This window comes from Streptomyces sp. NPDC005070 (assembly GCF_053600395.1).
Genome location: NZ_JBSFZS010000002.1, coordinates 92,840 through 106,134 on the forward strand (window position 1 = coordinate 92,840; position 13,295 = coordinate 106,134).

Below are 13,295 nucleotides of genomic sequence, written 5' to 3' on the forward strand. Positions count from 1 at the left end.
GACGGGTCCCGCACGGGGGTCAGACGGGTCCCGCACGGGGGTCAGACGGGTCCCGCACGGGGGTCAGACGGGTCCCGCACGGGGGTCAGACGGGTCCGGCACGAGGGTCAGACGGGTCCCGCACGGGGGCCGGGTAGGTACCGGACGTGGGACTGGCCGGTGACGGGCGGGTCCTCGGGCCGGGCGGGGTGGGGTGGAGGGCGGGTGGGGTGCGTCTCGCCCGTCTCGTGGAGCGCTGGTGTCACGGCGGCGAGCATGGGCCCGGGCGGGTGGTGTGGTGCACACTGGCCAGATCCGTACCACCCCAGGGAGCGCACCGTGATCAACGGCGAGGGACCGTTCCTCCAGGCCCATGTCGACCCGCTCGCCGGGCTGCGCACGGCAGACGACCCGCCCTGGGACGTCTACCTGACGGGCACGGTCTTCCTGGACATCATCTTCACCGGGCTCGATTCCGCCCCTGTGCGCGGCACCGAGTCCTGGGCGCGGGGCATGGGATCGAGCCCCGGCGGCGTCGCGAACATGGCCACCGCCCTCGCCCGACTCGGCCTGCGGACCTCCCTCGCCGCCGCCTTCGGCGACGACCACTACGGCGAGTACTGCTGGGACGCCCTGGAGCAGGGCGAGCACATCGACCTCACGCCGTCGCGGACCGTGCCGGGCTGGCACTCGCCGGTCACCGTGTCGATGGCGTACGAGGGCGAGCGGACCATGGTCAGCCATGGGCACGAGGCACCCCTGGAGGAGCCCGCGCCGGACTTCCCGCCGCACGCGCGGGCCGCCGTCGCCTCGCTGACCCCGGGGGTCACCGCGCCCTGGATCGAGCAGGCCGCGAGCCGGGGCACCCGGATCTTCGCGGACGTCGGCTGGGACGACACCGGCCGCTGGGACCTGGCGGGCCTCGCCGATCTGGCGCACTGCGAGGCGTTCCTGCCGAACGCCGAGGAGGCCATGCGCTACACCGGCGCCGACTGCCCCCGCGCGGCGGCGCACGCGCTGGCCGAGCACGTGCCGCTGGCCGTCGTCACCCTCGGCTCCGACGGCGCCTACGCCGTGGACGGGCGCTCCGGCGAGAGCGCCGAGGTCCCCGCGATCGCCGTCGAGGCGCTGGACCCCACCGGCGCCGGGGACGTCTTCGTCGCCGGCTTCGTCACGGGGACCCTCGCCGGCTGGCCGCTCGCCGACCGGCTCGCCCTCGCGGGGCTGACCGCCGCGCTCTCGGTCCAGGAGTTCGGCGGATCGCTGTCGGCGCCCGGCTGGTCGGAGATCGCCGCCTGGTGGCGCCGGGTCCACTCGGTCGCCGACCAGGACCCCGCGGCCCTGAGCCGGTACGCCTTCCTGGAGGGCCTGCTCCCCGAGGTCACCCGCCCCTGGCCGCTGCGCCGGGCGGTACCGACGATCGGCTTCGGCCGCTCGGTCTGAGGGCCGCTCGCTCCGAGGGGCCGAGGGGCCTCCTCAGGTCACGACCTCGTCACCGCGGGAAAAGCCCTACGGGTCCGTGTGCGCCGCGACGTACGCTGGGAACCGCAAGGCTGCCCGTGTGGCAAGCGTGCCGACCGAGGAGGATACGCAGGCCTACAGAGCCGGCCCATGACTCAGACACCCACAGCTCACGGCCCCGCACAGGGGCAGGCGCGCGCGCACTTCACCGTCCCGGCCAAGCACCCCATGGTGACCGTTCTGGGTTCCGGAGACGCCCTGCTGCGCGTGATCGAGAAGGCCTTCCCGGCGGCCGACATCCACGTCCGGGGAAACGAGATCAGTGCGGTCGGCGACGCCGGTGAAGTCGCTCTCGTCCAGCGCCTGTTCGACGAGATGATGCTGGTGCTCCGCACGGGGCAGCCCATGACGGAGGACGCAGTGGAACGCTCGATCGCCATGCTCAGGGCGAGCGAGAACGGGGAGGGCGACGGCCAGGAGACTCCGGCCGAGGTGCTCACGCAGAACATCCTGTCCTCGCGAGGCCGCACCATCCGCCCCAAGACGCTCAACCAGAAGCGCTACGTCGACGCCATCGACAAGCACACGATCGTGTTCGGCATCGGCCCCGCCGGTACGGGCAAGACGTACCTCGCCATGGCGAAGGCCGTCCAGGCGCTCCAGTCGAAGCAGGTCAACCGGATCATCCTGACCCGCCCGGCGGTCGAGGCCGGCGAGCGTCTGGGCTTCCTGCCCGGCACGCTCTACGAGAAGATCGACCCGTACCTGCGCCCGCTGTACGACGCGCTGCACGACATGCTCGACCCGGACTCGATCCCGAAGCTGATGGCCTCGGGGACGATCGAGGTCGCGCCGCTGGCGTACATGCGCGGCAGGACCCTCAACGACGCCTTCATCATCCTGGACGAGGCCCAGAACACGAGCGCCGAACAGATGAAGATGTTCCTCACCCGGCTCGGCTTCGACTCGAAGATCGTGATCACGGGTGACGTGACGCAGGTCGACCTCCCGAGCGGCACGAAGTCGGGTCTGCGGCAGGTCCAGGACATCCTGGAGGGCCTCGACGACGTCCACTTCTCGCGGCTCACGTCCCAGGATGTCGTCCGGCACAAGCTGGTCGGCCGTATCGTCGACGCGTACGAGAAGTACGACAGCGAGAACGGCACCGAGAGCGGCTCCCACAAGAGCCGGGGCCACAAGGGGAAGTAGACCAGCACCGCCATGTCGATCGACGTCAACAACGAGTCCGGAACCGAGGTCGACGAGCAGGCGATCCTCGACATCGCCCGCTACGCGCTCGCTCGGATGCGCATCCACCCGCTCTCCGAGCTCTCGGTGATCGTCGTGGACACCGACGCCATGGAACAGCTCCACATCCAGTGGATGGATCTGCCGGGACCGACGGACGTCATGTCCTTCCCGATGGACGAGCTGCGCCCGCCGTCGAAGGACGACGACGAGCCGCCGCAGGGGCTGCTCGGCGACATCGTGCTCTGCCCCGAGGTCGCCGAGCAGCAGGGCAAGGACGCCCCGACGCAGCACTCCATGGACGAGGAGCTCCAGCTCCTCACCGTCCACGGCGTGCTGCACCTCCTCGGCTACGACCACGAGGAAGCCGACGAGAAGGCCGAGATGTTCGGCCTGCAGGCCGCCATCGTGGACGGCTGGCGCGCGGAGAAGGGCATCACGGGACCGTCTCCGGCCCCGACCGTGTCATGAGCCTTCAGCTTGTCGTCGGTGCCATCGTCCTGGTCGTCGTCGCCTGGCTCGCCGCCTGCGCGGAGGCGGGCCTCGCGCGTGTCTCCAGCTTCCGCGCCGAGGAGGCGGTCCGCGGCGGCCGGCGCGGCAGCGCCAAGCTCGCGCAGGTCACCGCGGACCCGACGCGCTATCTGAACGTGGCGCTGCTGGTCCGCGTGGTCTGCGAGATGGCGGCCGCCGCGCTCGTCGTCTTCGCCTGCCTCAAGGAGTTCGACAAGACCTGGCAGGCCCTCGGGGTCGCGATCGCCGTCATGGTCCTCGTGTCGTACGTCGCGGTCGGTGTCTCGCCGCGCACCATCGGCCGCCAGCACCCGCTGAACACCGCGACCGCGGCGGCCTACGTCCTGCTGCCGCTCGCCCGGATCATGGGGCCGATCCCGCCGCTGCTGATCCTGATCGGCAACGCGCTCACCCCCGGCAAGGGCTTCAGGCGCGGCCCGTTCGCCTCCGAGGCGGAGCTGCGGGCGATGGTCGACCTCGCCGAGAAGGAGTCGCTCATCGAGGACGAGGAGCGCCGCATGGTGCACTCCGTCTTCGAGCTCGGCGACACCCTCGTGCGCGAGGTCATGGTGCCCCGCACGGACCTCGTCGTCATCGAGCGCTACAAGACCATCCGGCAGGCCCTCACCCTGGCCCTGCGCTCCGGTTTCTCCCGCATACCCGTCACGGGCGAGAACGAGGACGACATCGTCGGGATCGTCTATCTCAAGGACCTGGCCCGCAAGACGCACATCAGCCGGGACGCCGAGTCCGAGCTGGTGTCCACGGCCATGCGGCCCGCCACGTTCGTGCCCGACACCAAGAACGCCGGAGATCTGCTGCGCGAGATGCAGCAGGAGCGCAACCACGTCGCCGTCGTCATCGACGAGTACGGCGGCACCGCCGGCATCGTCACCATCGAGGACATCCTCGAGGAGATCGTCGGCGAGATCACCGACGAGTACGACCGCGAGCTGCCGCCCGTCCAGGAGCTCGGCGACGACCGCTTCCGGGTGACGGCCCGCCTCGACATCGGCGACCTCGGCGAGCTGTACGGCTTCGAGGCCTACGACGACGAGGACGTGGAGACCGTCGGCGGGCTGCTCGCCAAGGCCCTGGGACGGGTACCCATCGCCGGTGCCTCCTCGGTGGTCGAACTGCCCGACGGACGCGAGCTGCGGCTCACCGCGGAGGCCGCCGCCGGCCGCCGGAACAAGATCGTCACCGTGCTCGTCGAGCCCGTCGGCCCGGCCGGGCCCCCTCGGGAGGAGAAGCAGGAGTGACCCCTCAGGAGCTGCGCGCGTTCTGCCTGTCCTTCAACGCCACCGCCGAGGACTTCCCCTTCAACCCCGAGACCTCGGTCTTCAAGGTGCTGGGCAAGCTCTTCGCGCTGACGAACCTCGACGGACGCCCGCTCACGGTCAACCTGAAGTGCGACCCGGACGACGCGCTCCGGCTGCGCGAGCAGCACCCGGGACTGATCGTCCCCGGCTATCACATGAACAAGCGGCACTGGAACACGGTGACCGTCGACGGCGAGCTCCCGGACCGCCTGGTCCAGGAGCTCGTCGAGGATTCGTACGATCTCGTCGTGGCCGGCCTGCCGCGGGCCGAGCGGCTGCGCCTCGACCGTCCCTGACCCAGGGCCGACCCCTCCTGACCCAGGGCCGACCCCTCCTGACCCAGGGCCGACCGCTCCTGGCCCGGGACGGCCCGGCGCCGCCCTCAGCGGGCGCGCGCCGCGCCCCGCCGTCCGAGTCCCGCCGCGACCAGCGCCGCCGCCCCGAGCACGATCGCCGCGTCCAGGGCGAGGACCGTGTGCACTCCGCTCAGCAGGTCGCCGGAGGTGGTCGCGAGGACGCCGAGGAGCGGGATGCCGACGGTGATGCCCACCTGCTGGGTGGAGGTCACCAGACCGGTGGCCAGGCCCTGCTCCTCGTCGGGGACGCCCGAGGTGACGGTCAGGCCGTACGAGATGATCGCGCCCAGGTGGCACATGCTGGCCAGCGACACCCCGGCGGTGGCGATCCAGACCGACCAGGTGTGCGCGTTCAGGAGCAGCATCCCCGACACGAACAGGCCCTGGCCGGCGAGCGAGGCGGCCAGCGTGCGCCGGGCGCCGAAGCGGCCGATGACCTTCGGCGCGTACATCCCGGCGACGGCCGACAGCAGACCCTGCGTGCCGAAGACCAGACCGGTCTCGAAGGCCGAGAGGCCGAGCGTCTCCTGGAGGTACAGGGTCAGTACGAAGACGACCGTCGACATCATCGAGAAGGTGACCAGGCCGCCCAGATTGCCCCACGCCACCGTGGGGCGGCGCAGCATCCTCAGGCTGACGAGCGGGGCGTCGGCGCGGGACTCGATCCGGACGAAGGCGACGAGCAGCAGCACACCCGCGGCGAGTGTCGTGACGACGTCCGCCCCGCCGAAACCGCGGTCCGCCGCCGACGACAGGGCGTAGATCAGAGCCAGCAGTCCGCCGGTGACGGTGACCGCGCCGGGGATGTCCAGGCGGGGGCGGTCCGCGGTGCCCGTGTGCCGCGGGCCGGCCGCGGGCAGCAGACCGGCGGCGAGCGGCAGCACGACCAGCGCGAACAGCGACAGCAGCCCCATCGTCGAACGCCAGCCCAGCACGTCGGTCAGGACACCGCCCGCCACCATGCCGACCGTGAAGCCGAGGGACAGGAGCGTGCCGGAGATGCCGAGCGCGCGGTCCCGGGCGGGGCCCTCGGGGAAGGTCGTGGTCAGCAGCGACATACCGGCCGGCACGATCGCCGCCGCGGCGAGTCCTTGCAGCGCCCGTCCGGCCAGGAAGGACGCCGGGTCCCAGGCGAGGGTCGCGAGGAGCGAGGCCGCCCCGAACACGGTCAGCCCGGCGAGGAAGAGCCCCCGGCGGCCGAACAGGTCGCCGATCCGGCCGAAGAGGAGCAGGAACCCGCCGGACGGCAGCGCGAAGGCGGTGACCGCCCACTGGAGCGCCGACGGGCTCATGCCGAGGTCCCGGCCGAGCACGGGCAGCGCCACGTTCAGGACGGAGAAGTCCAGCGCGACCATGAACTGGGCGGCGCACAGCACGAAGAGCACGAGTGCGTCGCGGCCCGACAGCCGGTCCGGGCGCGGTGGCCCGCCGTCCTTCGCACGGGCGGGGGAAGCGGTGGAGGTGTCGGCCCGGGGGCCGTTCGTGGTGCCCGGATCGATGCCCGGTGTGCCGGTGCCGGTGCCGGTGCCGGTGCCGGGGGTGCGGGCGCTGGACTCGGTGGTCGTGTTCGTGGTCATGGCACGAGCTTGCTGCGGCCGGAACATCCGTGGGGAGCCGGAACTTATGCTGGTGGCCGCACCACCAGTCACCGAAGGGGGAGACACGTGACGGAGGACGCGCCGAAATCCCAACGACGCCCGGAACTGCGCGAGTTCCTCATGAGCCGCCGGGCGCGGGTCTCACCGGCCGAGGCCGGACTCCCGGGCGGCGGAGCCCGCCGCCGCACACCGGGGCTGCGCCGCGAGGAGGTCGCCGTCCTCGCCGGCGTGGGCGCCTCCTGGTACCAATGGCTCGAACAGGGGCGGGACATATCCGTGTCGCCGCAGGTCCTGGACTCCGTCGCCCGCGTGCTGCGGCTCAGCAACACCGAGCGGCGCCACCTGTACACGCTGGCCGGACTGAACCCGCCCGCGCCCGAAGTCGCCCCCGGGGACCGGGACATGTGCGACGGGCTGCGGCGGCTGATCGACACGTGGATGCCGTATCCGGCGCACATCATGGACCCGTACTACAACTGCGTCCTGTACAACGACGCCGCCGCGGTGGTCCTCGGCATGCGTCCGGAGATCACCCAGAACTGCGTCGTCGACTTCTTCACCGACCCGCTCTACCGCGGCCGTTCCCGCACCTGGGAGCTCAACGCCCGTACCGTCGTGGCCCAGTTCCGCGCGTCGTGCGCCGCCGCGCCGGACGACGAGGGGTTCCGCGAGCTGCTGACCCGGCTGACCGGGGCCAGCGCCGAGTTCGCGGAACTGTGGGAGCGGCGGGACATCGAGGACGCCGGGCAGATCCGCAAGGAGCTCGACCATCCCCTTGTGGGACTGCTCGCGGTCGAGTCCACCGCGATGAAGGTGCCGGTCAGGCCCGACCTCACGATCGTGCTGCACACCCCGCTGCCGGAGGCGAACACGGCCGCGAAGCTGGAGTGGCTCGCCTCGCCGGAGGGCCGCCGCGGCTCGATGTATCCGGTGGCCGGCTGACCCGTCGGCGGAGGGCGGTGCCGGCACTTCGTATGCTCTGGTCATGACCGACAGCAGCGCGCTCGACCCCGAGGACCGCAAGATCGTCACCCTGGCCCGTTCCGCGCGGGCCCGCAACGGTGTGCCCGAGGGTGCGGCCGTACGCGACGAGACGGGACGTACCTACGTCGCCGGGACCGTGGAGCTGGAGTCCCTGCGGCTGAGCGCCCTGCAGACGGCCGTGGCGATGGCCGTGGCGTCCGGGGCGAAGTCCCTGGAGTCGGCGGCCGTGGTGTCCGAGGCCGCCGCCGTCACCGACGCGGACCGCGCGGCCGTACGGGATCTCGGCGGGCCCGCCACACCGGTGCTGCTGGCCGGGCTCGACGGCGCCGTGCACACGACGGTGACCGCGGGCTGAGCACGACTCCGCCCCGGGGGAACCGAGCTCCCCCGGGGCGATGCCGTACGTTGCCGGGCCGCCTCAGAAGCCGAGCTTGCGGAGCTGCCGGGGGTCGCGCTGCCAGTCCTTGGCGACCTTCACATGCAGGTCGAGGAAGACCGGCGTGCCCAGCAGGGCCTCGATCTGCTTGCGGGACTTGATGCCGACGTCCTTCAGGCGCTTGCCCTTGGGGCCGATGATGATGCCCTTCTGGCTGGGGCGCTCGATGTAGACGAAGGCGTGGATGTCGAGGAGCGGCTTGTCGGCCGGGCGGTCCTCACGCGGCAGCATCTCCTCGACCACGACGGCGATGGAGTGCGGAAGCTCGTCGCGGACGCCCTCCAGCGCGGCCTCGCGGATGAGCTCCGCGATCATGACTTGCTCCGGCTCGTCCGTCAGATCGCCCTCGGGGTAGAGGGCGGGCCCCTCCGGCAGCAGCGGGACGATCAGGTCGGCCAGCAGGCCCACCTGCGTGTCCCCGACCGCCGACACCGGGACGATCTCGGCCCACTCGAAGCCGAGCTCCCGGCCGAGCTGGTCGATCGCGATGAGCTGCTCGGCGAGCGTCTTGCTGTCGACGAGGTCGGTCTTCGTGATGATCGCGATCTTCGGCGTCTTCTTGATCGACGCCAGTTCCTTCGCGATGAAACGGTCACCCGGGCCGAGCTTCTCGTTCGCGGGCAGACAGAAGCCGATCACGTCGACCTCCGCCCAGGTGGTGCGGACGATGTCGTTGAGCCGCTCGCCCAGCAGGGTGCGCGGTTTGTGCAGGCCGGGGGTGTCGACCAGGATCAGCTGCGCTTCCGGCCGGTGCACGATGCCGCGCACGGTGTGCCGGGTGGTCTGCGGCTGGTTCGCGGTGATCGCGACCTTCTGGCCGACCAGAGCGTTCGTGAGGGTGGACTTGCCCGCGTTGGGGCGGCCCACGAAACAGGCGAAGCCGGCGCGGTGGTTCTCCACCGGGTCGAGGGCGTGAGAGGTGCCCCTGTCCTTTGACGGCTCGGATGACTGGTTGCGAACGCTCATGGCGCCCATTGTCCCTGATCGTCGGGTGCCCGCCGTACCAAGCCGTTCGATAGCCGTGAACCTGTCGTTCCGGTTCCCGTGCGCGGGGTGATCCGGGCCGGGCGCCGCTCGCCTCGAAGGTGAGGAATCGGTAATCACGACGCAATGAAACACACCGGAAACGTGGGCGTGCGCAACCGGAAACGCACGCCCACGACGCTCTGACGACGCCCCCACCCCGTGCCCCGCCCTGCTCCACCCGTGCCCCCCCGGCCCCGTGCCCCCCACTCCGCTGGAGAGACCGTGACCCTGGCCGCTTCCCGGATCGACACCGGCGACACAGCCTGGCTGCTAGCCGCCACCGCGCTCGTGCTCCTGATGACCCCAGGACTCGCCCTGTTCTACGGCGGCATGGTCCGCGCGAAGAGCGTGCTCAACATGCTGATGATGAGCTTCGTGTCGATCGCCCTGGTCACGGTGGTGTGGCTGACCGCCGGATACTCCCTGGCCTTCGGCGAGGACGCGTTCGGCGGACTCGTCGGCGGTCTGGAGCACGCCGGGATGGCCGGGCTCGGGCCGGACAGCGTGCAGGGGTCCGTCCCCACCCTGCTCTTCGCCACGTTCCAGCTCACCTTCGCGATCATCACCGCCGCGCTCATCAGCGGGGCGGTCGCCGACCGGGCGAAGTTCGGGGCCTGGCTCGTGTTCGTGCCCGTCTGGGCGCTGCTCGTATACGTTCCCGTCGCGCACTGGGTGTGGGGCCCGGGCGGCTGGATCCGGGACGGTCTCGGCGCCCTCGACTTCGCGGGCGGCATGCCGGTCGAGATCGCCTCGGGAGCCTCGGGACTGGCGCTGTGCCTGGTGCTCGGACCGCGGCTCGGCTTCAAGAAGGACGCCATGCGCCCGCACAACCTCCCGATGGTCATGCTCGGCGCCGGTCTGCTGTGGTTCGGCTGGTTCGGCTTCAACGCCGGGTCCGCCCTCGGCGCCAACGGTCTGGCCGCGGCGGCCTTCCTCAACACGCTCGCCGCCGGCTGCACGGGCCTGCTCGGCTGGCTCCTCGTCGAGCAGCGCCGCGACGGCCACCCGACCACGCTGGGCGCGGCCTCGGGCGCGGTCGCCGGCCTGGTCGCCATCACCCCCTCGTGCGGAGTGGTGTCCCTGCTGGGCGCGCTCGCGATCGGGCTCGCCGCCGGTGCCGTCTGCTCGTACGCCGTGGGCTGGAAGTTCAAGCTGAACTACGACGACTCGCTGGACGTCGTCGGCGTGCATCTGGTCGGCGGTGTCATCGGCACCCTGCTCATCGGCGTCTTCGCCGTCCACGGGATGACCGGCGGGGCCGAGGGGCTGCTGTACGGCGGGGGTCTCGGGCAGCTCGGCCGGCAGCTCGTCGGTGTGCTGGCCGTCGGGACGTACGCGTTCGCCGCCACGTACGGCATCGGCCGCGTCATCGACCGGCTCATGGGGCTGCGGGCCGAGGAGGAGCACGAGCGGACCGGCCTGGACCTTACGGTGCACGCCGAGAGCGCCTACGATCACGGGGTCCTGGGCCACGGCGCCCCGGTGTCGTCGTCCCTTCCCGCCGCGCAGAAGGTCAAGCCCCAGGCATGAAGCTCATCACCGCGATCGTCAAGCCCTACCGACTCGACGAGGTCAAGTCCGCCCTGCAGGAGCTCGGTGTGCACGGGATGACCGTCACCGAGGCCAGCGGATACGGGCGTCAGCGTGGGCACACCGAGGTGTACCGCGGCGCCGAGTACCAGGTCGACCTGGTTCCCAAGGTCCGGATCGAGGTCGTCGTCGAGGACGCGGTGGCCGACGCGGTCATCGACGCGGTGGTGAAGGCCGCGCAGACCGGAAAGATCGGAGACGGAAAGGTGTGGTCCGTACCCGTGGAGACGGTCGTACGGGTACGGACGGGCGAACGCGGGCCCGACGCACTCTGAGCGTCACCACGGCCGCGGCGAACGCGAGGACCGCCAGCACGGCCACGAGCCACGGCACCGCGAGGAACGACACGCTCGCCGACTCCCGGGTACCCGGCGCGCTGGCCGTCAAGGTCACGTCGCCCCAGTCGAGCTGGGGCGCCCCGTGCCAGGGCGCGGTGAGCCGGACCCGCTGGCCGGGGAGCAGCTCCGAGGGGATGCCCGCGAGCTCGCGGGACAGCAGGGTCCGCCCGAAGAGGCCTTCGGCCTTCAGCCGCACCTTCGGGTTCAGCGTCACGTTGCCCGTGTTGTGGAGGGTGTACGAGACGGTGGCCGAGCCGGATCCGATGCCGGGGATCAGCGGCTGGTGATGGGTGAGGCGCACCTTCTCCACGGCGAGGGCGGGGACGGTGGGCCCGCCGACGCGGAGGTAGACCCGGGCGGCGACGGCTCGCCGGACCCCGACCGAGAGGGAGCCCGAGCCCTTCTCGATCCGTTCGTCGAGCGCCACCAGCGCGCCCGGATGGTCGCCGGGTTCGGCCCCCTCCGGGACGTGGAGCGTGAACGGCACGGTGACGTGGCCGTGCGCGGGCACGGTGACCCGGGCGCGGGCGGGCTCGGCCCAGGCCCCCACCCCGCGCTGCTTCTCCGACAGGGTGCGGACGGCGAAACCGCCGTCGCGGGCGGTGTTGTAGGCGTCGGCCGCGTAGAGCCGGAACGTCAGCGGACCGCCGGTCTTGTTGGCGACGGTGACCTTGTCCCTGAGGGTCTGGCCGGGGTCGGCGGACAGATAGAAGTAGGGCCGCTCGGCGATGCGCGAGGAGACCGGGTAGACCGACCAGCTCCCGTTGTCGGCCGCGTACGAGGGCGTGGCCAGGAGGGCCACGAGGGCGGGCAGGACCAGGATCGCGCTCAGGAGGAGGGCGTACGGCTTGCGCATGGGTGCGGACCCCCGCGGACGGCATCGGCGGACTGGCGGCTCTCGTCGTGCGTGAGCGCCCCTGTGTGGACGGGCGGGTGCGCGCCCGGCCACCGGGAGTGCGGACGACCGGTCGAATGGCGGACCGGTCAGCTCAGCGTCAGCGTGAGCACTCCGGAGTAGGAGCCTGGCGGCGTGAACTCCGGTACGTTCAGCGACAGTCCGGCGTCCACGGTGAACTCACCACCGGTGAGGGTCCCGTTGGGGGTGGATGCCAGGGTCGCTCCCGAGGTGCCGACCGTGCCGGACGAACCGGCCTGGCAGGTGCTCGGGCTGCCGGCCTTGGTGGTGCAGGCCGGGGTCCAGCTCAGGGCACCGGCGCCGATCTTCGCGCCGGGGCCGGTGAAGTCGGTGACCTTGCCGGTCAGGGACCAGCCCGCGGGCCCGCCGCGGAAGTCCTTGACCGTCACCGTCTGCAGGGCGCCCGTGGAGGCACCGCCCGTGCCGTAGTCGACCGCCGACAGTGCGACGGCGTCACCGGCCTGGGTCATCGACAGGGTTCCCGCCCTCACCGTGGTGGTGAGCTTCTGACTGCCGTCGGGGACGGGCGTGTTGTCGATGACGACATAGGCGGCGGGACCGGCTCCGGTGTCCGGGTTCCAGCTTCCTCCCTCGTACGCGACCACGCCGGTCGTCGTCTTGTCGTTGACGACGAGCGAGCCGCTGAAGGAGCCCTGGGCGTTCGCGGTCACGGTCGCCGTGTCGGCGGTCTGGGTCGCCCCGGACCGTCCGGCGAGGGTGACGCTGGCACCCGGGGTGAAGTCGCTGCCGGTGACGGTCACGCTGTCACCGGGGTTGCCGGAGGCCGAACCGAGCTGGATGGCACGGGTGTTGGTCTGTCCACCCGTCGCGGTGACCGTCTCCGACACCGGGGCGGGCGGGTTGGTGACCGTGCACGGGGTGTCCAGTTCCAGGATGTAGCTGGTGTGGATGTTGTAGTCGCCGGGCGAGAGAGTGATCGCGCCGGGAGCGGTGACCGTGAAGGTGCCGGTCATGGAGAACGACGGGAAGGCGCCTCGCCCCGGCACCGGGTCGTTCTTCTTCGGCCCCGTGACCGTGACGCTGGCCGTCTGCGCACCGCCGACGGTGACCTTGCCGGTCGGCGTCATGATGTCGGCCGGCAGGGCGAGGTCGGTGGGGTTGCTGGCGGCGGGACTGACCACCGTGTAGGTCACGGTGACCGTGTCGCCGACCTTGGGGCTGGCGTTGTCCACCGCGATCTTCGCGGTGGTGGTGCCGTCGATCGGCGGGATGCCCGCGATCGCAGGCGGGATGCAGTGCGTGGGGAAGTCCACGTTCGTGGGTGCGGCTCCGGCCGGAGCGGCCAGTGCGCCTCCCACGGTGAGCGCGAGTACGGTCGCCCCGAGCAGTGCCGCGATACGGCGTCTTCGGCTTGTCGGACCCGTGGTTGACATGGGTGTTGCCCCCCTCCTGAGGGATGCGGGCGCAGCGGCTCGTCTGCGCCGACAGGGGGACATTGATGTGCCGGTCGTGTGAGAAGTCAATGGAGACCCGGCGCAGCGACTGATGGCCCATCAGTTTCTGTCATGGT

At 71.5% G+C, this 13,295-nt stretch carries 12 protein-coding genes and 1 pseudogene; 9 read left to right on the forward strand and 4 right to left on the reverse strand.

Going from position 1 to position 13,295, the window contains the following annotated elements:
* The first annotated feature begins 318 nt into the window (after nucleotides 1–318).
* The 5 genes from ACWEBX_RS01200 (at nucleotide 319) to ACWEBX_RS01220 (ending at nucleotide 4,816) form a co-directional block, all read left to right on the forward strand.
* Nucleotides 319–1,422, forward strand: coding sequence for a carbohydrate kinase family protein (locus tag ACWEBX_RS01200; protein ID WP_451882822.1), 1,104 nt, complete (start codon nucleotides 319–321; stop codon nucleotides 1,420–1,422).
* A gap of 168 nt (nucleotides 1,423–1,590) precedes the next feature.
* The gene (locus ACWEBX_RS01205; RefSeq protein ID WP_451882823.1) at nucleotides 1,591–2,649 is read left to right on the forward strand and encodes a PhoH family protein; all 1,059 of its coding nucleotides are present in this window, start codon (nucleotides 1,591–1,593) and stop codon (nucleotides 2,647–2,649) included.
* Between the two features lie 12 nt (nucleotides 2,650–2,661).
* Nucleotides 2,662–3,159, forward strand: a complete 498-nt coding sequence (gene ybeY / locus ACWEBX_RS01210) for an rRNA maturation RNase YbeY (protein ID WP_326787904.1) — start codon at nucleotides 2,662–2,664, stop codon at nucleotides 3,157–3,159.
* A complete protein-coding gene (locus tag ACWEBX_RS01215; RefSeq protein WP_451882824.1) occupies nucleotides 3,156–4,460 on the forward strand; it encodes a hemolysin family protein in 1,305 nt (434 codons plus the stop codon). The genes ybeY and ACWEBX_RS01215 overlap by 4 nt, the downstream gene beginning before the upstream one ends.
* A complete protein-coding gene (locus ACWEBX_RS01220) occupies nucleotides 4,457–4,816 on the forward strand; it encodes an MmcQ/YjbR family DNA-binding protein (RefSeq protein WP_451882825.1) in 360 nt (119 codons plus the stop codon). Before ACWEBX_RS01215 ends, ACWEBX_RS01220 begins: the two co-directional genes overlap by 4 nt.
* 86 nt (nucleotides 4,817–4,902) lie before the next feature.
* On the opposite strand, the gene ACWEBX_RS01225 is transcribed toward ACWEBX_RS01220, so the two are convergent.
* Nucleotides 4,903–6,453 carry an MFS transporter gene (locus ACWEBX_RS01225; protein ID WP_451882826.1) on the reverse strand — a complete coding sequence of 517 codons (1,551 nt, stop codon included), beginning with the start codon at nucleotides 6,451–6,453 and terminating at the stop codon, nucleotides 4,903–4,905.
* 141 nt (nucleotides 6,454–6,594) lie between these two features.
* On the opposite strand from ACWEBX_RS01225, the gene ACWEBX_RS01230 reads away from it, so the two are divergent.
* Together ACWEBX_RS01230 and ACWEBX_RS01235 are read left to right on the forward strand one after the other, a co-directional pair.
* On the forward strand, nucleotides 6,595–7,416 hold the full coding sequence (locus ACWEBX_RS01230; protein ID WP_451882879.1) for a helix-turn-helix transcriptional regulator: 822 nt from the start codon (nucleotides 6,595–6,597) through the stop codon (nucleotides 7,414–7,416).
* 43 nt (nucleotides 7,417–7,459) lie between these two features.
* A complete protein-coding gene (locus ACWEBX_RS01235; protein WP_451882827.1) occupies nucleotides 7,460–7,813 on the forward strand; it encodes a cytidine deaminase in 354 nt (117 codons plus the stop codon).
* Between the two features lie 63 nt (nucleotides 7,814–7,876).
* Here ACWEBX_RS01235 and era read toward each other — a convergent pair whose 3' ends face one another.
* Nucleotides 7,877–8,869, reverse strand: coding sequence for a GTPase Era (era, locus tag ACWEBX_RS01240; RefSeq protein ID WP_451882828.1), 993 nt, complete (start codon nucleotides 8,867–8,869; stop codon nucleotides 7,877–7,879).
* A 273-nt stretch (nucleotides 8,870–9,142) separates the two neighbouring features.
* Between era and ACWEBX_RS01245 the strand changes: the two genes are divergently transcribed.
* Nucleotides 9,143–10,450 carry an ammonium transporter gene (locus tag ACWEBX_RS01245; protein WP_451882829.1) on the forward strand — a complete coding sequence of 436 codons (1,308 nt, stop codon included), beginning with the start codon at nucleotides 9,143–9,145 and terminating at the stop codon, nucleotides 10,448–10,450.
* Nucleotides 10,447–10,785 carry a P-II family nitrogen regulator gene (locus ACWEBX_RS01250; RefSeq protein ID WP_451882830.1) on the forward strand — a complete coding sequence of 113 codons (339 nt, stop codon included), beginning with the start codon at nucleotides 10,447–10,449 and terminating at the stop codon, nucleotides 10,783–10,785. Before ACWEBX_RS01245 ends, ACWEBX_RS01250 begins: the two co-directional genes overlap by 4 nt.
* Here ACWEBX_RS01250 and ACWEBX_RS01255 read toward each other — a convergent pair.
* Both ACWEBX_RS01255 and ACWEBX_RS01260 read right to left on the reverse strand, forming a co-directional pair.
* Nucleotides 10,682–11,704: pseudogene (locus ACWEBX_RS01255) on the reverse strand (COG1470 family protein); the annotation flags it as partial. The gene ACWEBX_RS01250 and the pseudogene ACWEBX_RS01255 sit on opposite strands and share 104 nt — an antisense overlap.
* A gap of 128 nt (nucleotides 11,705–11,832) precedes the next feature.
* The gene (locus ACWEBX_RS01260) at nucleotides 11,833–13,158 is read right to left on the reverse strand and encodes a beta-xylosidase (RefSeq protein ID WP_451882831.1); all 1,326 of its coding nucleotides are present in this window, start codon (nucleotides 13,156–13,158) and stop codon (nucleotides 11,833–11,835) included.
* Nucleotides 13,159–13,295 lie beyond the last annotated feature (137 nt).